Genomic DNA, 18254 nt, shown 5'->3' on the forward strand with positions numbered 1-18254 from the left:
GAATGAGTCTGATCCGCGACGACGGCGTCGTGCTGCGCGCCCAGAAGCTCGGTGAGGCCGACCGGATCATCACCCTGCTCACCCGTCAGCACGGCAAGGTCAGGGCGGTGGCGCGCGGGGTCCGCAAGACCAAGTCCAAGTTCGGCGCCCGGCTCGAACCCTTCTCCCATGTCGACGTGCAGTTCTTCAGCCGGGGGAGTGAGCTGATCGGCCGCTCGCTGCCGCTCTGCACCCAGGTGGAGACCATCGCCCCCTACGGCGGGGGCATCGTCACCGACTACGGCCGCTACACGGCCGGCACCGCCATGCTGGAGACGGCGGAACGTTTCGCCGAGAACGAGGGCGAGCCCGCGGTCCAGCAGTACCTGCTGCTGATCGGCGCGCTGCGCACGCTGGCCGCCGGGGCGCACCAGTCGCACCTGGTGCTCGACGCCTTCCTGCTGCGCTCGCTGGCGGTCAACGGTTACGGCGCCAGCTTCACCGACTGCGCCAAATGCGGCCTGGACGGCCCCAACCGGTTCTTCTCGCTCCAGGCCGGCGGTGTGCTCTGCGCGGACTGCCGAGTGCCCGGTTGTGCCGTACCCTCCCCTGAGACGCTGGTACTGCTCGGCGCCCTGCTGTCCGGAGACTGGCGGACGGCGGACGCGTGCGAACCCAGGTACTGGCGGGAGGGCAGCGGGCTGGTCGCCGCCTACTTGCAGTGGCACCTGGAGCGGGGCATCCGCTCGATGAGATACGTGGAGAAGTGAGCATGGCAGCGCGACGGCTCTTCGGTGGCAGCAAGCAGCGGGTGTACCGCACCCCGGACCCGCACCCGAGCGGTGCCCGCCCGCCGAAGATTCCGGGCGAACTGGTGCCCGAGCACGTCGCCATCGTGATGGACGGCAACGGCCGCTGGGCCAAGGAGCGCGGCCTGCCCCGCACCGAGGGCCACAAGGTCGGCGAGAGCGTGGTGCTCGACGTGCTGAAGGGCGCCATCGAGATGGGCGTCAAGAACATCTCGCTGTACGCCTTCTCCACCGAGAACTGGAAGCGCTCGCCGGACGAGGTGAAGTTCCTGATGAACTTCAACCGGGACGTCATCCGCCGCCGCCGCGACGAGCTGGACGAGCTGGGCGTGCGGATCCGCTGGGCCGGCCGGATGCCCAAGCTCTGGAAGAGCGTGGTCCAGGAGCTCAAGGTGGCCGAGGAGCAGACCAAGGGCAATGACCTGGTCACCCTCTACATGTGCGTCAACTACGGCGGCCGGGCCGAGCTCACGGATGCCATGGCCGCGATCGCCGCCGACGTGGCGGCCGGCAAGCTGGACCCGAAGAAGGTCAACGAGAAGACCATCTCGAAGTACATGTATCACCCCGACATGCCGGACGTGGACCTGTTCCTGCGCCCCAGCGGCGAGCAGCGAACCTCCAACTTCTGGCTCTGGCAGTCGGCTTACGCGGAGTTCGTGTTCCAGGACGTGCTCTGGCCCGACTTCGACCGGCGCGACCTGTGGCGGGCCTGCGAGCAGTTCGCGATGCGCGACCGACGCTTCGGCGGCGCGCTGCCCAACGAGGTCCCGCCCGCGGCCGAGCTGCCCACCCAGCGCTGAGCCGCGGCCTACCCGGCCACCCTCGCCCACGTGGTGGCGGCGCGGGCGGGGAGCCGGGGCGGAACGCCGTACGACTGCTGCGGCACCTACACCTGCCGCGACTCCTGCTGCTGCGTGGCGGCCAGCTGCTTGGCGGTGCAGTCGGCGCAGGTGCCGAAGATCTCCAGGGTGTGCGCGATGTCGGTGAAGCCGTGCTCCGCCGCCACCGTGTTGGCCCAGCGCTCCACCGCGGGACCCTCGACCTCCACCGTGCTGCCGCAGCGGCGGCAGACCAGGTGGTGGTGGTGCCCGCTGCTGCAGCGGCGGTAGACCGCCTCGCCGTCGGCGGTGCGCAGCACGTCCACCTCGCCGGCGTCGGCGAGGGACTGCAGCGTGCGGTAGACGGTGGTGAGGCCCACCGAGTCGCCCCGGTGCTTGAGCATGTCGTGCAGTTCCTGCGCGCTGCGGAAGTCCTCGATCTCGTCCAGCGCCGCGGAGACGGCGGCGCGCTGCCTGGTCGAGCGGGCGCGTGGCGACGGGCCTGCGGTGGTCACCGGTGCTCCTCCTGGGGATCGGGGCGGGTCACCCCTCATTGTGCCAGCCTCGCACTGTCGAGCGGGTCCTCCTGACGGGTCGCCCGCGTGGGCCCGGGCCTGCCGCGGTGCCGCCGCCGGGCCAGCGGCGCGGCCAGGGCGCCGAGGACGGCGAAGACGGCGATCGCGAGCAGCACGATCGCGGAACCTGGCGGCACGTCAGCCCGGTACGCCGTGGCCACCCCGCCGAGCGAGACCAGCACGCCCAGCCCGATCGCGAGCAGCTGGGTGGCCAGGAAGGAGCGGGCCAGCAGCTGCGCCGCCGCCACCGGCAGCACCATCAGCGCGCTCACCAGCAGCAGCCCCACCACCCGCATCGCCACCGTCACGGTGACCGCCGCCAGCACCGCGAGCAGCAGGTTGAGCAGTCGCACCGGCACTCCGGTGACCTTGGCGAACTCCTCGTCCTGGCAGAGCGCGAAGAGCGGGCGGCGCAGTCCCAGGGTGACCGCGAGGACCAGCGCGCCGAGCGCGGCGATGGTCAGCAGGTCGCCCGCGTCCACCGCCAGGATCGAGCCCCAGAGGTAGCTGTCCAGGCTGCCCGTCGAGCCGCCCGCCGCGGGTGCCTTGCTGATCAGTAGCCGGCCGCAGGCCATCCCGCCGTAGAAGAGCGTGGCCAGCGCGATGTCGCCGCGCTGGTTGCCGCGGGCCCGCACCAGCTCCATGGCGACGGCGGCCAGCACGCAGACCAGCACCGCCATCCAGACCGGGCTGGTCTGGAAGACCAGCCCGAGGCCGACCCCGGTCAGCGCCACGTGGCCGATGCCGTCCCCCATCAGCGCCTGCCGGCGCTGCACCAGGTAGGTGCCGACGGCCGGGGCGACGGCGCCGACCAGCAGGGCGGCGAGCAGGGCGCGGCGCATGAAGTCGAAGGTGAGGAGGTCGAAGGCGAGGAGGTCGGTCATGTCAGCAGTCCTGAGCGGTTCTCGTGGTCGGCGGGCGTCTCCTGGCCGGCCACCCGGCCCTCGCGCAGCGGCACCGCGCGGTCGATCAGCGGGGCCAGCGGCCCGAGTTCGTGCAGCACCAGCAGCACGGCGGTGCCGCGGGCCGCCTCCCGCCGCAGGGTCTCGGCCAGCACCTGCTGGCTCGCCAGGTCCACCCCGGCCGTCGGCTCGTCCATCACCAGCAGTTCCGGCGCACCGGCGAGCGCGCGGGCGATCAGCACCCGCCGCCGCTGCCCGCCGGACAGCTCGGCCACCGGGTCGCCGGCCAGCGGCAGCAGGCCGACCGCCTCCAGCGCCGCCGCCACCGCGGCCTTGTCGCGGCGCCGCGGCGGCCGCAGCCCGTGCCGTGCCAGCCGCCCGGTGGCGACCACCTCGCGCACGGTGGCCGGCACCCCGCCGGCCGCCGTGCCGCACTGCGGCACGTAGCCGAGCCGGTGCCAGGCGCGGAACCGCGCCCCCGGGACGCCGAACAGCTCGCGCTCGCCGCTCCGCAGCGGCACCGTGCCCACCACCGCGCGCACGGTGGTCGACTTGCCCGACCCGTTCGGCCCGAGCAGCGCGACCACCTCGCCCGCCGCCACGCTCAGGTCCAGCCCGCGCAGCACCGGGCGGCCGCCCAGGGCGGCGTGCGCGGCGCGCAGGCGGACGGCCGGAGTCCCGCTCGTCATCGCTGGTCTCCCCTCAGCTCGCGCGGCCGAGGGCCGCGCGCAGGTGGTCCAGGTTCTGCCGCATGACCGAGAAGTAGTCGTCCGCACCGTCGGCGCCGCTCTGCCCGGTGCCGCCGTCCTCGGTGCGGCCGTCCTCGGTACCGCCGCCCCTGACACTCCCGCCCTTGACACTCCCGCCCTTGACGCTTTCGAGCGGGTCGAGCACCGAGGTCCTGAGGTTCAGGTCCTTGGCCACGCTCGCCGCGAGCCGGGGGCCGGCCTGCGGCTCGAAGAAGACCGTGGTGGCGCCCTCGGCCGTGGCGGTCCGCTGGATCCGGGCCAGTTCGGCCGGGGTCGGCTCGGCGGCCGGATCGATGCCGCTGATGGCGATCTGCCGCAGGTGGTAGCGGTCGGCGAGGTGGCCGAAGGCGGCGTGGCTGGTCACGAAGGACCGGTCGGCGCAGTCGCGCAGGCCCTCGCGGTACTCCTGGTCCAGTGCGCCGAGGCGGGCCGTGAGGTCGTCGGTGCGCTGCTGGTAGCCGGCCGCGCCCGCCGGGTCGGCCTTGGCCAACTCGGCGCCGACCCCTTGGGCGACGGCGGCGTAGCGGGTCGGGTCCAGCCAGAGGTGGGGGTCGGTGACGTGGTCGTGGCCGTGCTCGTCGTGGTCGCCGCCGGGCTCGCCGTCGGGCGAGGTGAGCGGGGAGAACGCGGTCGCGTCCACGACGTGCGCGCTGCGCGACCGGGCGACCGCCTTGTCGACGGTGGGCTGCAGGCCCTTGAGGTAGAGGACGGCGTCGGCCCGCTGGACGGTGCCCACCTGCTTGGCGGTGAGCTCCAGCTCGTGCGGCTCGGCGCCGGGCGCCGTGAGGTCGGTGACGGTGACCCGCTCCCCGCCGATCTGCTCGGCCAGGTACCGCATCGGATAGAAGGAGGCGACCACCTCCAGCCGGTCCGTGCCGTCCGCGCTCGTGGCGCCGCCATTGCCGCCACCGCTACCGCCGCCGCAGGCGGTCAGCAGCGCGGTGCCGGTCGCGGCCAGGGTCAGGGGGAGGAGCGCACGTCGGAGCATCATGAAAATCATTGTCGTCTTTACTGGAAATGATTGTCAAACTCCATCGATCGGCGGTGCCCCGGTGGGCCGCCGTCCGCCCGCCGTTGTTCGCCGCCTCGAACGCGCGCGGACATTATCGATTTGAACCCCCGGCCCACCTCCCCGGTAACCTGAGGTATTCGGGTGCGTGCAACCAGCCGCGCCTTGACCGTGCCGCCGCACCCAGTGCGGCGTCGTCCGAAGAGAGCAATGTGGCCGCCGACAAGATCGACACGATCGTCAGCCTGAGCAAGCGCCGTGGCTTCGTCTACCCCTGCAGCGAGATCTACGGCGGCACCAAGGCCGCCTGGGACTACGGGCCGCTGGGCGTCGAGCTCAAGGAGAACATCAAGCGCCAGTGGTGGCGTGCGATGGTGCAGGCTCGGGAGGACGTGGTCGGACTCGACTCGTCGGTGATCCTGGCCCGCGAGGTCTGGGAGGCCTCGGGCCACGTCGCCACCTTCAACGACCCGCTGACCGAGTGCACCTCCTGTCACAAGCGCTACCGCGCCGACCACCTGGAGGAGGCCTACGAGGCCAAGCACGGCAAGCTGCCGGCCAACGGCCTGGCCGACATCAACTGCCCGCACTGCGGCACCAAGGGCGCCTTCACGGAGCCCAAGGAGTTCTCGGGCATGCTGAAGACCCACCTGGGTGTCACCGAGGACGCGAGCGGCCTGGCCTACCTGCGCCCGGAGACGGCGCAGGGCATCTTCACCAACTTCAAGGCCGTGCAGACCACCTCGCGCCGCAAGCCGCCGTTCGGCATCGCCCAGGTCGGCAAGAGCTTCCGCAACGAGATCACCCCCGGCAACTTCATCTTCCGGACCCGCGAGTTCGAGCAGATGGAGATGGAGTTCTTCGTCAAGCCCGGCGACGACGAGACCTGGCACGAGTACTGGCTCCAGCAGCGCTGGGACTGGTACACCGACCTGGGCCTGCGCACCGAGAACATGCGCTTCTTCGAGCACCCGAAGGAGAAGCTCTCCCACTACGCCAAGCGCACGGTGGACATCGAGTACCGCTTCAACTTCGGCGGCACCGAGTACTCCGAGCTGGAGGGCATCGCCAACCGCACCGACTACGACCTGACGGTGCACAGCGAGCGGTCCGGCCAGGACCTCAAGTACTTCGACCAGGAGTCCGGCGAGCGGTACTTCCCGTACGTCATCGAGCCGGCAGCGGGCCTCAACCGCGCGATGCTGGCCTTCCTGCTCGACGCCTACTTCGAGGACGAGGCGCCGAACGCCAAGGGCGTCATGGAGAAGCGCGTCGGCATGCGGCTCGACCCGCGGCTCGCCCCGGTCAAGGTCGCGGTCCTGCCGCTGTCGCGCAACTCCGACCTCTCCCCGAAGGCCCGCGGCCTGGCCGCCGACCTGCGCACCGCGTGGAACGTCGAGTTCGACGACGCCGGCGCGATCGGCAAGCGCTACCGCCGCCAGGACGAGATCGGCACGCCGTTCTGCGTCACGGTCGACTTCGACACCCTGGAGGACAACGCGGTGACCATCCGCGAGCGCGACACCATGGCGCAGGAACGGGTCTCGCTCGACCAGGTGAAGGCGTACCTGGGCGCGCGGCTGATCGGCTGCTGAGCCAGCTGTTCTGATTGACCGTCAGGGCCCGTGCCGCTCCGGTGGCACGGGCCCTGACGCGTGCTCAGTCGCCGAGTCGCTCGCGCGCGGCCATCAGCGCGAAGCCGAGCAGGTTGAGCCCGCGCCAGCGGGCCGGGTCGGCCGCGGCCTCGTCCTGGGCGGCCAACCCGATGCCCCAGACCCGGTCCAGCGGGCTCGCCTCGACCAGCACCCGGTTCGCGGTGCCCAGCAGGTACTCGCGAAGGGCCTGGTCCTGGCCGAACTTGGCGAGGTTGCCGGTCAGCACGAAGCCGAACCGCTCGGCGGCCCAGCGCTCCTCGTCGAAGCCCTGGACCAGTCGGCCGAGCTTCTTCGCCTCGGCGGGGGTGCGGGCGGCGAGGATCCGCCGCTCGGTCTGCGGGTCCTCGAAGAGCCGGGCCTTCTGCGCCATCATCCAGTGCTCGGCGCTGGGATAGCCGAGCCCGTCGACGGTGAAGCGGCACGGCCACCACTGGCTCAGCGCCCCGGGGCCGATCCGTCCGTCCCGCTCCGGCCGGTGGCCCCAGAAGAACAGGTACTTGGGGCGGGCGCCGGCCGCGACCAGCGTGGCGAGATCGTGGCGGGTCCGGGTCTCGGCGGGGTGCGTCATGCGGGCATCGTGCCAGGCCGGGACGGCGCCGGGCGAGCGGGATTCGACTGCCGCCCCGGCGCCACTGGGCCCGGGGCTGGGGCCGGCGCGGTCAGGCCCGCCGTGCGCGGACCAGCAGCGAGACGCCGGGCAGCGCCTGCACCGGCAGGTAGCGCTCGGCGGCGATGACCGCGCTCAGCGCGCGGTTGGTGAGCGGTGGCACCTCGTCCAGGTCGCTGCCGGTGCTCCTCTTGCGGTGCCAGGCGGCGGCCGGCCGCAGCAGGACGTTCCAGCTCTTCAGCGACTCGATCCTGAAGCCGCCGCCGGTGATGACGGCCTGCAGGCTGTCCCGGGTGTAGCGGCGGACGTGGCCGACGGCCTCGTCGTGTGCCGACCAGAGCCGCATGTCGCAGGGCACGGCTATCAGAGCCACGCCGCCGGGGCGGGTGACGCGGCCGATCTCGGCCATCGCCGCGTCGTCCTCGGTGATGTGCTCCAGCACGTCGAAGGCGACCACCAGGTCGATCGAGTTGTCGGCGACGGGCAGTTGGCGGGCGTCGGCCCGCAGCACGTTCAACCCGCGGTCGCGGGCCACCTCCGCGCCCTCCGCGCCGTACTCGATCGCGATGGGTGTCCAGCCGTGGGACCGCAGGACCCGGGTGTTGCCGCCCCCGGCCGCGCCGATGTCCAAGGCGGTGCCGGCCCGCTCGATCCTCGCGAGCTCGCGGGCGAGCAGCACCCGGCGTTCGCGATACCACCAGTGGCGGTCTTCGAGTTCGGCGAGCTTTCGGACTTCGGTACCTTCCAAGGGTCCTCCCGGACCTCAGGGCTCCACGGACGCCGCGCAACCTATCACTGTAGTAAGAGGAATATATGAATATCCTGGGAGCCCCTGCTCCGGCCTGACGGTGCGGCGTCCGGCGGGCTCGGTGGCGGAGCCGCCCAGCTCGGTGGGGCCCGGGCGGCCACGGAGGGCCGCTCGGTGGTCGCGCCGATGTCCGCGCCGGTGTTCGTGTCCGCGTCGGTGTCCGCGTCCGCGCCGGGTGTCCGCCGCCTCGTCGCCGCCGTGCGCGAAGCCCTCGTCCCTGGTGCCAGGCACCAGGGACGAGGGCTTCGGGTTGATCGGCCGGGCGGCTCGCCCCGGGCTGAGGCGCCCCGGCTGAGGCGGGCCGCTCACCCCATGCTGCGCGGCAGCCGGGTGCTGAGGTAGGCGACCAGTGCGGCGCCGATCAGCTCGGTGCCGAGGATCACCGCCAGCGCGTGGCCCATGCCCAGGCTCGGCACCAGCGAGAGGTAGAGGGTGCCCAGCGTCGCCACGCCCAGCGCCAGGCTGGACTGCTGCGTGGTGGCCAGCACGCCGCTGCCCACGCCGGCCCGGTCGCCGGGGACCTTGGAGAGCACCACCCGGAACAGCGGGGTGCCGACCAGGCCGTTGCCGAGGCCGACCAGGGCCATGCCGGGGAGCAGGGTGAGGCCGTTCAGTCCCTGGAAGTCGGTCAGCACGGTGACCAGCAGCACCACGGTGCCCAGCGGCTTGATCAGCGCGCCGGCCGTGATCACCCGGCTGCCGAAGCGGCCGATCAGCCGCGGGCCGGCCAGCGAGGAGGTGAAGTAGCCGACGGCCAGCGGCACCAGGGCCCAGCCGGCTGCCACGGGGCTGAGCTTCAGGCCCTGCTGCAGGGTGATCGCGATGATGAACATGAAGGCGCCGAAGTTGGCGAAGTACGGCACCGCGATGCCCAGGCCGCGGCGCATGTCGGGGATCCGCAGCAGCGAGAGCGGCACCAGCGGGCTGCCCCCGTCGCGCTCGGTGCGCCGCTCCACCACCACGAACGCCCAGGCGGCGAAGGGGAAGACGGCCAGCGCCAGCCAGGTCCACAGCGGCCAGCCCACCGCCCGGCCCTCCATCAGCGGCACGAAGAGGCTCAGCAGCGCGACGCTCAGCAGCAGGGTGCCGGCGACGTCGACCCGGCTCGGGGTGGCCGAACGGTTCTCGGGGACGAAGCGCAGCGCCAGCAGCACGGTGACCACCGCGAACGGCACGTTGAGCAGGAAGATCGAACGCCAGCTGGTGCCGAACAGGTCGGCCTGGACCAGCATGCCGCCGAGCACCTGGCCGACCACCACGCTGATCCCGGCCACGGCGCCGTAGACGCTCAGCGCACGGGCGCGCTTGGCGCCCTCGGTGGTGGCGGTGATGATGGCGAGCACCTGCGGGGCGAGCAGCGCGGCCGAGGCGCCCTGGGCGACCCGGGCGGCGACCAGGGTCCAGGCGGTGGGGGCCAGGCCGCAGGCCAGCGAGGTGAGGGCGAAGGCGGCGATCCCGATCAGGAACAGCTTGCGGCGGCCCAGGCTGTCCCCGAGCCGGCCGCCGAGGACCAGCAGCACGGCGAACGCGATGCCGTAGCCGGCGGCGATCAGCTCCAGCACGGCGGGGCCGGCGAGAAGTTGCTGGTCGATGGTGGGCAGTGCGACGTTGACGACGAAGAAGTCGAGCATCGGCAGGAAGGCGCCGAGCAGGACGGTGACCAGGCCCGCGGTGGTCAGGCTCCCGGGGGTGTGGGAGGCACCGGCGGAGACGGCGGCGGTCGGGTGCGATGAGCGGGTGGGGCGGGCCTGTGGGCGTTCCAGTTGCTGAGTCACGAGGAAGACGATCCGCCTTTTCTTACCCTGGTACCAGAGTCTCGTTATCCTGTTATAACGACTACCAGGAACCAGGGTCGCCCGTTGGGAGCGGTGCGGGCATGCTGGGGGCATGCGACTCGCGAACTCCTCCTCCACCGCCCCTGCCGCTTCCGCTCCCGTCGCCCCTGCCGCTCCCGCTCCCGCTCCCGCTGCTCCCGCTCCCGCCCCGGCGCGGGTCGTCGCCGCCGCGGCCCCCAGCGCACCCGATGTGCGCCGCCAGGAGCTGGCCGCCTTCCTGCGCAGCCGCCGGGAGCGGATCTCGCCCGAGCAGGTCGGCCTGCCGAGCACCGGGCGCCGCCGCACCCCGGGGCTGCGCCGCGAGGAGGTCGCGCAGCTCGCCGCCGTCGGGGTCACCTGGTACACGTGGCTGGAGCAGGGGCGGGACATCCAGGTCTCGGCGCAGGTCCTGGAGTCGGTCTCCCGGGCCCTGCTGCTCGATCACAACGAGCGTACCCACCTCTACATCCTGGCCGGCGCCGGTGACCCCGAGCCGACCGGTGAGTGCGCGGTGGTCACGCCGGCGGTGCGGGTGATCCTCGACCAGCTGTTCCCGCTGCCCGCCTGGGTGCTCAACAACCGCTACGACGTGCTGGCCCACAACGACATGTCCACCCGGCTGTTCGGCAGCTTCGCGGAGCTGCCGGCCGAGGAGCGCAACCTGCTCTGGCTGATCCACGTCGACCCGGACTACCAGCGGCGCTGGTTGGACCTGGACGGCGCCCGCGCCCAGATGACGGCACGGCTGCGGGCGGCGATGGCCGACCATGTGGCCGATCCGGCCTGGAAGTCGCTGGTGGCGCGGTTGCGCCAGGCCTCGCCGGATTTCGAGGAGCGCTGGCAGCGGCACGAGGTGATGGGCCGGGAGAACGGCACAAAGGGCTTCGTGCACCCCGAAGTCGGCGTGCTGAGGCTGGAGTTCACCAACATGTGGCTCGGTCCGCAGCGCAGCTCGCGACTGGTCACCTACACCCCGATGGACGAGGAGAGCCGGGCCCGGCTGGCGCTGCTCGCCGCGAAGTGAGGTGTGGGGGAGCGGGGGTTGGGGGCCCGCGCCCCCGTCGGCCTCAGCTCTCGGTCCGGCGGAACAGGGCCCAGCCGAGCAGGAACTGCAGGCCGGTGCCGGCGCTCATCGAGAGCCAGACCCCCTGGACGCCGAGCGCCGGCACCGTGCTCAGCCCGTAGGCCAGCGGCAGTTGGACCGCCGCGCCCAGCAGGGTGACGCAGAACATCGCACCGCTGCGCCCGCCGCCGACGAAGACGCCGCTGAGCCCGACCGTGCCGCCCAGCAGGGCCAGGTAGGGCAGCAGGAACCAGAGCAGGGTCCGCCCGGCGGCCAGCACGCCCGGGGCGTCGGTGAAGCCGTGCAGCAGCAGCGGTCCCGCCAGAGCGAAGGCGAGGCCGCCGCCCGCGCCCACCGCCGTGCCGAGCAGCACGCTCTGCCGGCCGATCACCCCGGCGGCGCGCTGCCCGGCTCCCCGGGCGCGGGCGAGCAGGATGCCGGCCGCCTGGCGGACGGCGTAGCAGGCCATGGTGGCGAAGAGGATCACCTTGACGTCGATCCCGTAGGCCGCCAACTGGTCCTCGCCGAACCGGGCCACCAGGCCGACCAGGGTCGCCGCGACGCCCATCCGCAGGACGAAGTCCCCGGCGGCCGGCAGGCCCGTGCCCAGCAGTCGGCGCAGCGCGGTGGACCAGCGGAGGTCGTCCGCCGGCGTCGCGTACCGGCCGGTCGGGCCGGGTGAACGACCTGCGGGGGGAAGGTCGTCGAGTGGGCGGCCCAGCCGCTTGCGGCGGAGCAGCACCAGGCTGACCGCCAGCGCGACGGCTCGGCCGATCACCATGCCGAGCGCGGCGCCCGCCACACCCAGGCGCGGCAGCGGGCCCGGACCGTAGATCAGCAGCGGGTCGAGCACCAGCACGAGGACGTTGGCCAGGATCGCCATCCGCATCGGGGTCCGTGTGTCGCCGGTGCCCTTCAGGATGCCGTCCACCACGTTCTGCGCGAAGAAGACCGCGATGCCGGGGAAGGAGACGGCGAGGAACCGGACGGCGAGCCGGTGGACGTCCCCGTCCGGCCCGGCCAGCAGGCTCGCGACCTCCTCCCGGCAGAGGAACCCGCCGATCGCCACCACCGGCGCGATCGCCAGCCAGAGGATGCCCACCGCCCGCATGATGACGGGCAGTTCGCCCCGGCGGCCGCCGCCGGTGGCGTCGGCGATCAGCACGGTGGCGCCGATGTTGGCCGTCAGGATCACGCCGAGCAGCACGTTCTCGACGGTGGTGGCCACCGCGACCGCGCCGACCGCGGCCTCGCCCACCCGGGAGAGCCAGAGCGTGTCGATCAGCCCGGTGACCACGCCGGAGAGCAACTCCAGGTAGACGGGGACCCCGAGGGCGAGCAGGGCGCGGCGGGTCGCGGCGGGCGGCGGTGCGGGGGGCGGTGCGTGCGGCGGTGCGGTGGGTGGTGCGGTGGGTGGTGCGGTGGGTGGTGCGGGGGCGGCTGGGACGGTCGTGACGCGCGAGGACGGTTCGGTGGTGGGCACGGCGGTTTCCTTCCGGCACGGGGAGTGGCGGGGCCGCGAGCGACAGTACCTCTAATCGAGTGACTCGGATAGAGGTACTGTTGGATTGCTCGTACAGTGGTCACGACACCTGAGGAGAACCGTGCTGACTCTCGCGATCCTCGGCTTCCTGGCCGAACGCCCCATGCACGCCTACGAACTGCGGCGCCACATCTCGGAGTTGATCGGCCACAACCGGCCGGTGAGCGACGGTGCGCTCTATCCGGCGATCAACCGGCTGAGCCAGGCCGGGCACCTGGAGAAGCAGGCCGAGCCGGGCGATGGTGCCCCCGCGCGTCAGGTGCTGCGCCTGACCGGGAGCGGGCGGGCCGAGCTGGTCCGCCGCCTGGCCGAGCCCAAGCAGAGCGAGATCACCAGCGGCGCGGAGTTCTTCACCCTGCTCGCGTTCCTCAGCCACCTGCCGGGGGCCGACCGGCAGGCCGAACTGCTGCGCCGGCGGCTTGAGTTCCTCACGCAGCCCGCGAGCTTCTTCAGCGGGGACAGCGGGCCGGTGCGGATCAGCGAGGCCGCGGACCGCTACCGCCGGGGCATGCTGGTGATGGCCAGGGCCACCCGGCGGGCGGAGGTGGCCTGGCTGGAGGAGACGCTGGGCGAGCTGCGGGCGGAGGGTGAGGCCGAGGGCGAGGCTGACGCCTGACGCCTGACGCCTGGTGCTCGCGCGGCGGTCGGTTCAGGCCTCGGACGCCGGCGCCCGCCGTGCGGCGCCCGCCTTCGCGGCGGCCAGCTTCGCGGCGGCGATCCGGCGGATGTCCGCGCGCTCCATCGTGTCCCCGGCCAGCGCCGTCAGCCGCTCGACCGTGCGGCGAGCCACCGGCACCGTGCGCACGGCGATCAGTCGGACCTCGCTCTCGCAGTCCCACAGGCTGTGCCAGAGCGCCCGTCGGCTGCCGTGCGGGTCGAGCGCCAGTCGCGCCCGCAGCAGCGCGGCCCGCTCGAAGGAGTGCGGGGTCCAGACGAACAGGTCGCGCAGCAGCGGCAGCGCGGTGGTCGCCTCGGCGCCGTGCCGGGCCAGTTCGTCGGCGAGCGGAGCGAAACCGGTCCACTCGCCTTCCGTGCGCAACTCCACGGCGGTGGCGATCAGTTGCGGCACATCCCGTAGGTCGCCCGGCTCCTCCTCGGGCTCCGCCGCCACTTCCCTCTCCGCCTCCTCCTCGTTCGAGGTGTGCCGCCGCCAGGTGCGCCACGGTTCGGCGCTCGGCCGCAGCTCCGCGAACCGGCTCGCCGGCCCCTTCGCCGATTCCTGCTCCGCCTCCGCCGCGAGCTCCCGGGTCAGGCGCCTGCGGACGAGCGGGCGCAGCTGATTCCACCGGTCCGCGGGATAGTCGGCCGCGATCCGCTGCAGCACGGAGATCCAGCGGGTGCCGTCGTCGAGGTAGTGCGCCAGCCCGAGCGCCGCCTCGCGGTCACCGCCCCGGGCGAGCGCCACCAGCACCCCGGTTGCCAGCTCGAAGGAGTTGTCCCGCTCGGCGCGCGGCACGTGCTCGGTCTCCCGCAGCCGCGCGAGGACCGGCGCGCTGCCCAGGCCCAGGTCGCGGACCAGGCGCGCCAGGTAGACCTCGCGCTCGTCGAGGTGCCACCACCAGCGGTGGTCGCGGCGGACGCAGGCGCGGACCAGCTCGGCCGCCGCGTCCGGATCGCGCCGCGCCCGCAGCGCCCCGACGCCCCGCCCGCGCTGCAGGGCGCCGGCCAGGGTGCGGGGATCGTCGTAGTACCAGACGGGTTCGGCGTCGCCCTCGGTCGTCGTCATCGCGTTCACCATGGAGCATCGGGGCTGCCCGGTGCCAGCGATATCCGCGCGGATCCGGTAGCGCTGCTTACCGGATGGGTGTAGAGATCTTCGCTGGTGCTGAACGGTCGTGCCGGTCGATCCTGGTGCCATGGTCGGAACGAACGCGCTCCTCAGTGTCCTGCTGGTCTCGCTCGGCATGGTGCTCACGCCCGGCCCCAACATGATGTACCTGGTCTCGCGCAGCATCACCCAGGGTCGGCGTGCCGGGGTGATCTCACTGGCCGGTGTCGCCGTGGGCTTCCTGGTCTACCTCAGTGCCGCCAACCTCGGCCTCTCGGTGCTCTTCGTCGCCGTCCCGCCGCTGTACGTCGCGGTGAAGCTGGCCGGCGCCGGCTACCTGCTCCGGCTCGCCTGGAAGGCGTTGCGGCCAGGCGGGGTGTCGGTCTTCACGCCGCAGCAGCTGGCGCCCGACTCGCCGCGTCGCCTCTTCACGATGGGGCTCTTCACCAACCTGCTCAACCCCAAGGCGGCCGTCCTCTACCTCTCGCTGATCCCACAGTTCATCGACACCCGGGCCGGGCACGTGCTGCTCCAGGGCTTCGAACTGGGCGGGGCACAGATCGCGGTCAGCCTGCTGGTCAACCTGCTGATCGTCGCAGCCGCCGGGACCATCGCGGTCTTCCTCGCCCGCCGTCCGGGCTGGCTGCGGGCGCAGCGCTACCTGATGGGCACCGTGCTGGGCGCGTTGGCCGTCAAGCTCGCCACCGAGAGCGCGCCCAAGGCGATTGCCTGACGGCGACTTTCGGTCACCGGCGGCGCGGGTCCGGTGGAGCGGTGGAGCGGCGGAGCGGTGGAGCGGTGGAGGTGGCCGGGCAGCGGGGGCAGCGGTGACTCCAGCCTGGCGCAAGAGCAGCTACAGCGGCAGTAACGGTGGGGATTGCGTCGAGGTGGTCCACGGGATCACCGGTGTCACCCCCGTCCGCGACAGCAAGGACCCGCACGGCCCCGCTCTCCTCTTCCCGGCCCCCGCCTTCGCCGCGTTCCTCGCCGAGCTCAAGGCCGGCCGTCTCCGGGACTCCTGACCGCCGTCCGCCGGGCCGGAGCGCGAAGGCAAGCGTTAGGAAACGACCATCCTGTCCTAAGACTGCTCAAAGCCGCGCTCCCTAGCGTCATCCAGCATGTCGATGCGAAGCATCAGCCTGGCGAGGATGCTGACACCTGCCGCCGTCCTCGCAGCCGTGGCGATCATCTCCGTACTGCTGCAAGGGCACTTCGGCGTCGCCGGGAGGCACGCGAGAGTTGCCGCCGTGGCTGACGCGGCCTCCTCCATCGCGCCCGCTGCCGCGCCTTCGACCGGACAGCCGGCCCAACCCTCGGTAAGCGCCTCGCCCAGTCCGACCCCCACTCCCACGCCCACGCCCACGCCCACTCCCACTCCCACTCCCACCCCCACCCCCGACGCCGCGTTGCGCGACGCCGTCGCCCAGGCCGGCAGCGGGGTCTCCGTCTCGGTCTCGGTCACCGACCTGACCACGGGGCAGTCGCTTACCGACGGCGCGTCCGGGCACGGCTTCGCGACCGCCAGCATCGTCAAGGTCGACATCCTGTCCACGCTGCTGCTCCAGGCCCAGGACAAGGGCAGCACGCTGACCGCGGCGCAGCAGAGCCTCGCCACCGCGATGATCGAGAACAGCGACAACGACTCCGCGACGGCCCTGTGGAACGAGATCGGTCAGGACGGCGGCCTGAACGCCGCCAACAAGCGGTTCGGGCTGACCGCCACCTCGGGCGGCACGGACGGCTACTGGGGTCTCACCTCGACCACCGCCGCCGACCAGGTGCAGTTGCTGCGCCAGGTCTTCACCGGCGACTCGCTGCTCTCGGCCGCCTCGCGCGGCTACTTCACGGGGTTGCTCGGCCAGGTGGAGAGCGACCAGCGCTGGGGGGTGAGCGCGGCGGCGAGCGGCGGCGACTACGCGGTGAAGGACGGCTGGCTGCCGCGGTCGGCGACCGGCCTCTGGGTGATCAACAGCATCGGGATGGTCGAGCGGGACGGGCACGAGCTGCTGATCGCGGCGGTCTCGGACGGCAATCCCAGCGAGTCCGGTGGGATCTCGCTGGTGCAGTCGGTGGCCCAGGCGGCCGCAGGTTCGGTGAACTGAAGGGGGGTTGAGGCTCGGGGGGCGTACTGATCCCTCGCACACAGCCTGCCGTCGCTTGACATCGACGCCGAGCGGAATGAATATTCATTCCGTGCCCCGACACCCCGATACCCCCCAACTCCTCCTCGACGCCGCGATCGCCCTCTTCGCCGAGCGCACCTACGAGGGCACCCAGATGCCCGCCGTCGCGGCGCGGGCCGGGGTCGGGGTCGGCAGCATCTACCGGTACTTCCCCAGCAAGGAGGCGCTCGGCAACGCGGCGTTCCAGGACGCCAAGCGCGACCTGCTCGACCACCTCGCCGAGGCCACGGCCGGGCCCGCCGACTCGATCAGGGCGGAGTTCGGACAGTTCTGGGCGGGGTTCACCGGCTTCGCGGGCAGCCGGTCGGCCGCCTTCGCCTTCCTGGAGCACCAGCAGCACGACACCTTCCTGGACCAGGAGAGCCGCACCCTGGCGGCCGAACTCGACCAACTGGCAGCCGACTTCATCGAACGCGGCCAGCAGGCCGGGGCGATCCGCGACGGTGAGCCGCAGTTCCTGGTGGCGCTCGCGCTCGGCGCCTTCGCCGGGCTGCTGCGGGCGATCCGGCCCGCGGCCGTCACCGACCTGCCCCAGGCCGAACGCGACCGGGCCGAGCAGGCCGTCTGGTCCCTCCTCAGCGCATCCCCCCTCAGCTCGAAGGACTCCTGAGATGACCGCCAAGACCGTTCTGATCACCGGCTGCTCCTCCGGCATGGGCCGGCAGACCGCGCTGGCCCTGCACGGCCTGGGCCACCGGGTGTTCGCGACCGCGCGCCGCCCGGAGTCGATCGCCGACCTGGCCGCCCAGGGCCTGGCCACCCTCCCGCTGGACGTCACGGACGAGGCCTCGATGGCCGCCGCCGTCCAGGAGATCGAGCGGCAGCACGGCGCGATCGACCTGCTGGTCAACAACGCCGCGTACGGCCTGCACCAGCCCGTCGAGTCGGCGGACCCGGCCGAGGTGCGGGCCCAGTTCGACACCAACGTCTTCGGTGTGGTCCGGCTGACCCAGCTGGTGCTGCCGGGCATGCGGGCGGCCGGGCGCGGCCGGATCGTCAACATCTCCTCGATGGCCGGCCGCTTCTCGCCGCCCGGCGGGGCCTTCTACCACGCCAGCAAGCACGCGCTGGAGGCGATCAGCGACTCGCTGCGCCTGGAGGTGGCGCCGTTCGGCATCGAGGTCGTGGTGGTCCAACCCGGCCCCACCATCACCGAGTTCGCGGGCACGGCGGTGGACACCATGGCCGCGCCGCCGGCCGCGGACGACCCGTACGGGACCTTCCGCGCCGAACTCGCCGACCTGTACGCCCACAAGAGCTTCACCCGGCGCAACGGCGCGGTCCCGGCCAAGGTGGCCACCCGGGTCATCGTGCGCGCCGCCACCACCGCCCGGCCGCGGGCCCGCTACGCCATCGGCGGGCTCTCCCGGGTGGTGATGACGGCTCGCCGACTGCTGCCGGACGCCGCGTTCGACGCGGTGATGCGCCGCAGCTTCCCGCTCCCGAAGCCGCTCCCGAATCCGCTCGCGCAGCCTGCGACTTCCGTCCGCTGACGCTGCCCGGAAGGCCGCCTGGCGCCGCTCAGGCGGTCGCGCGGCCCTGCTCCCGCCCGTCCCGCCGGCGCAGCAGCAGCATGCCCAACAGCGCGCCGATCAGCACCCCGGCGGTGTTGTTGCCCCGGTCCAGGTACTGGCAGGAGCGCACCGGGTCGAGCGTCTGCGACAGTTCGACCCCGGCCCAGGTGCCGAGGCGAGCGCGGTGACCAGCACCGGGCCGCGGCGGGTGAGGGTGCCGAAGAGGCCCAGCGGGATCCAGATCGGCACGTTGACCGCGTCGTGCGCGGCGCCGCCCTCCAGGGTGCGGACCCAGTGGTCGGCCAGGCAGGCGGCGAGGCGGTGGGCGCTGCCCGGCACGATCTGGTCGGGGAGGGTGGACCCGAGCAGCAGGGCCGCGCTCACCGGCAGTCCGGCGGTGGCGCCGCCCGGCCGGCCGGTGCGGCGAACTGCGACCGCAGTGACAGCTATTGACG

The 18254-nt window shown here is 72.8% G+C and carries 21 protein-coding genes; 10 read left to right on the plus strand and 11 right to left on the minus strand.

Annotation, left to right across the window (positions count from 1 at the left end):
• Positions 1-2: 2 nt before the first annotated feature.
• The gene (gene recO, locus OG455_RS26825) at positions 3-749 is read left to right on the plus strand and encodes a DNA repair protein RecO (RefSeq protein ID WP_266297917.1); all 747 of its coding nucleotides are present in this window, start codon (positions 3-5) and stop codon (positions 747-749) included.
• Between the two features lie 2 nt (positions 750-751).
• On the plus strand, positions 752-1591 hold the full coding sequence (locus tag OG455_RS26830) for an isoprenyl transferase (protein WP_266297919.1): 840 nt from the start codon (positions 752-754) through the stop codon (positions 1589-1591).
• A gap of 86 nt (positions 1592-1677) precedes the next feature.
• Here the strand turns inward: OG455_RS26830 and OG455_RS26835 are convergent, their stop codons facing one another.
• From OG455_RS26835 to OG455_RS26850, 4 genes are read right to left on the minus strand one after another with little or no spacing between them, the layout of a single operon-like run.
• Positions 1678-2124: a Fur family transcriptional regulator gene (locus OG455_RS26835; RefSeq protein WP_266297921.1), complete on the minus strand. Its 447-nt coding sequence runs from the start codon at positions 2122-2124 to the stop codon at positions 1678-1680.
• Between the two features lie 35 nt (positions 2125-2159).
• Positions 2160-3068, minus strand: a complete 909-nt coding sequence (locus OG455_RS26840) for a metal ABC transporter permease (protein ID WP_266297923.1) — start codon at positions 3066-3068, stop codon at positions 2160-2162.
• Complete coding sequence (locus OG455_RS26845) at positions 3065-3775, minus strand: metal ABC transporter ATP-binding protein (RefSeq protein ID WP_266297925.1); 711 nt, start codon at positions 3773-3775, stop codon at positions 3065-3067. The genes OG455_RS26840 and OG455_RS26845 overlap by 4 nt, the downstream gene beginning before the upstream one ends.
• Positions 3776-3788: 13 nt before the next feature.
• Positions 3789-4826 carry a metal ABC transporter substrate-binding protein gene (locus OG455_RS26850; protein ID WP_266297927.1) on the minus strand — a complete coding sequence of 346 codons (1038 nt, stop codon included), beginning with the start codon at positions 4824-4826 and terminating at the stop codon, positions 3789-3791.
• Between the two features lie 230 nt (positions 4827-5056).
• Between OG455_RS26850 and OG455_RS26855 the strand changes: the two genes are divergently transcribed.
• Entirely contained in the window at positions 5057-6439 is a 1383-nt protein-coding gene (locus OG455_RS26855) for a glycine--tRNA ligase (protein ID WP_266297929.1), read from the plus strand.
• 64 nt (positions 6440-6503) lie between these two features.
• Here OG455_RS26855 and OG455_RS26860 read toward each other — a convergent pair whose 3' ends face one another.
• The 3 genes from OG455_RS26860 to OG455_RS26870 form a co-directional block, all read right to left on the minus strand.
• Entirely contained in the window at positions 6504-7067 is a 564-nt protein-coding gene (locus tag OG455_RS26860; protein ID WP_266297931.1) for an NADAR family protein, read from the minus strand.
• Between the two features lie 91 nt (positions 7068-7158).
• Complete coding sequence (locus OG455_RS26865) at positions 7159-7854, minus strand: bifunctional 2-polyprenyl-6-hydroxyphenol methylase/3-demethylubiquinol 3-O-methyltransferase UbiG (protein ID WP_266297933.1); 696 nt, start codon at positions 7852-7854, stop codon at positions 7159-7161.
• Positions 7855-8219: 365 nt separating this feature from the next.
• Positions 8220-9545 (minus strand): MFS transporter, encoded by a 1326-nt coding sequence (locus OG455_RS26870; RefSeq protein ID WP_266300970.1) that lies wholly within the window; start codon positions 9543-9545, stop codon positions 8220-8222.
• Between the two features lie 256 nt (positions 9546-9801).
• Between OG455_RS26870 and OG455_RS26875 the strand changes: the two genes are divergently transcribed.
• A complete protein-coding gene (locus OG455_RS26875) occupies positions 9802-10752 on the plus strand; it encodes a helix-turn-helix transcriptional regulator (RefSeq protein WP_266297935.1) in 951 nt (316 codons plus the stop codon).
• A 43-nt stretch (positions 10753-10795) separates the two neighbouring features.
• Here OG455_RS26875 and OG455_RS26880 read toward each other — a convergent pair whose 3' ends face one another.
• On the minus strand, positions 10796-12274 hold the full coding sequence (locus tag OG455_RS26880; protein WP_266297937.1) for an MATE family efflux transporter: 1479 nt from the start codon (positions 12272-12274) through the stop codon (positions 10796-10798).
• Between the two features lie 121 nt (positions 12275-12395).
• Here OG455_RS26880 and OG455_RS26885 point away from each other — a divergent pair, with 121 nt between their 5' ends.
• Entirely contained in the window at positions 12396-12950 is a 555-nt protein-coding gene (locus OG455_RS26885; protein ID WP_266297939.1) for a PadR family transcriptional regulator, read from the plus strand.
• 33 nt (positions 12951-12983) lie between these two features.
• Here OG455_RS26885 and OG455_RS26890 read toward each other — a convergent pair whose 3' ends face one another.
• Entirely contained in the window at positions 12984-14060 is a 1077-nt protein-coding gene (locus OG455_RS26890) for a hypothetical protein (protein WP_266297941.1), read from the minus strand.
• A 130-nt stretch (positions 14061-14190) separates the two neighbouring features.
• On the opposite strand from OG455_RS26890, the gene OG455_RS26895 reads away from it, so the two are divergent.
• From OG455_RS26895 to OG455_RS26915, 5 genes are all read left to right on the plus strand, one after another.
• Positions 14191-14835, plus strand: coding sequence for a LysE family translocator (locus tag OG455_RS26895; protein ID WP_266297943.1), 645 nt, complete (start codon positions 14191-14193; stop codon positions 14833-14835).
• Positions 14836-14929: 94 nt separating this feature from the next.
• Entirely contained in the window at positions 14930-15124 is a 195-nt protein-coding gene (locus tag OG455_RS26900) for a DUF397 domain-containing protein (RefSeq protein ID WP_266297945.1), read from the plus strand.
• A gap of 96 nt (positions 15125-15220) precedes the next feature.
• Positions 15221-16204, plus strand: a complete 984-nt coding sequence (locus OG455_RS26905) for a serine hydrolase (RefSeq protein WP_266297947.1) — start codon at positions 15221-15223, stop codon at positions 16202-16204.
• Positions 16205-16295: 91 nt separating this feature from the next.
• Positions 16296-16895 (plus strand): TetR/AcrR family transcriptional regulator, encoded by a 600-nt coding sequence (locus OG455_RS26910; RefSeq protein WP_266297949.1) that lies wholly within the window; start codon positions 16296-16298, stop codon positions 16893-16895.
• A 1-nt stretch (position 16896) separates the two neighbouring features.
• Positions 16897-17778, plus strand: a complete 882-nt coding sequence (locus OG455_RS26915; protein ID WP_266297951.1) for an SDR family NAD(P)-dependent oxidoreductase — start codon at positions 16897-16899, stop codon at positions 17776-17778.
• 28 nt (positions 17779-17806) lie between these two features.
• Here OG455_RS26915 and OG455_RS26920 read toward each other — a convergent pair whose 3' ends face one another.
• Complete coding sequence (locus tag OG455_RS26920; RefSeq protein WP_266297953.1) at positions 17807-17929, minus strand: hypothetical protein; 123 nt, start codon at positions 17927-17929, stop codon at positions 17807-17809.
• Positions 17878-18183, minus strand: coding sequence for a hypothetical protein (locus OG455_RS26925; protein ID WP_266297955.1), 306 nt, complete (start codon positions 18181-18183; stop codon positions 17878-17880). Before OG455_RS26925 ends, OG455_RS26920 begins: the two co-directional genes overlap by 52 nt.
• Between the last annotated feature and the right edge of the window lie 71 nt (positions 18184-18254).

This window comes from Kitasatospora sp. NBC_01287 (assembly GCF_026340565.1).
Taxonomy (GTDB): domain Bacteria; phylum Actinomycetota; class Actinomycetes; order Streptomycetales; family Streptomycetaceae; genus Kitasatospora.

What these genes read in the sequence shown, in the direction of transcription:
- recO (WP_266297917.1), top strand. Translation starts at nt 3, where the DNA reads ATGAGTCTGATCCGCGACGACGGCGTCGTGCTGCGCGCCCAGAAGCTC.
- OG455_RS26830 (WP_266297919.1), top strand. Translation starts at nt 752, where the DNA reads ATGGCAGCGCGACGGCTCTTCGGTGGCAGCAAGCAGCGGGTGTACCGC.
- OG455_RS26840 (WP_266297923.1), bottom strand. Translation starts at nt 3,068, where the DNA reads ATGACCGACCTCCTCGCCTTCGACCTCCTCACCTTCGACTTCATGCGC.
- OG455_RS26845 (WP_266297925.1), bottom strand. Translation starts at nt 3,775, where the DNA reads ATGACGAGCGGGACTCCGGCCGTCCGCCTGCGCGCCGCGCACGCCGCC.
- OG455_RS26850 (WP_266297927.1), bottom strand. Translation starts at nt 4,826, where the DNA reads ATGATGCTCCGACGTGCGCTCCTCCCCCTGACCCTGGCCGCGACCGGC.
- OG455_RS26860 (WP_266297931.1), bottom strand. Translation starts at nt 7,067, where the DNA reads ATGACGCACCCCGCCGAGACCCGGACCCGCCACGATCTCGCCACGCTG.
- OG455_RS26870 (WP_266300970.1), bottom strand. Translation starts at nt 9,545, where the DNA reads ATGCTCGACTTCTTCGTCGTCAACGTCGCACTGCCCACCATCGACCAG.
- OG455_RS26875 (WP_266297935.1), top strand. Translation starts at nt 9,802, where the DNA reads ATGCGACTCGCGAACTCCTCCTCCACCGCCCCTGCCGCTTCCGCTCCC.
- OG455_RS26890 (WP_266297941.1), bottom strand. Translation starts at nt 14,060, where the DNA reads ATGACGACGACCGAGGGCGACGCCGAACCCGTCTGGTACTACGACGAT.
- OG455_RS26895 (WP_266297943.1), top strand. Translation starts at nt 14,191, where the DNA reads ATGGTCGGAACGAACGCGCTCCTCAGTGTCCTGCTGGTCTCGCTCGGC.
- OG455_RS26905 (WP_266297947.1), top strand. Translation starts at nt 15,221, where the DNA reads ATGTCGATGCGAAGCATCAGCCTGGCGAGGATGCTGACACCTGCCGCC.
- OG455_RS26915 (WP_266297951.1), top strand. Translation starts at nt 16,897, where the DNA reads ATGACCGCCAAGACCGTTCTGATCACCGGCTGCTCCTCCGGCATGGGC.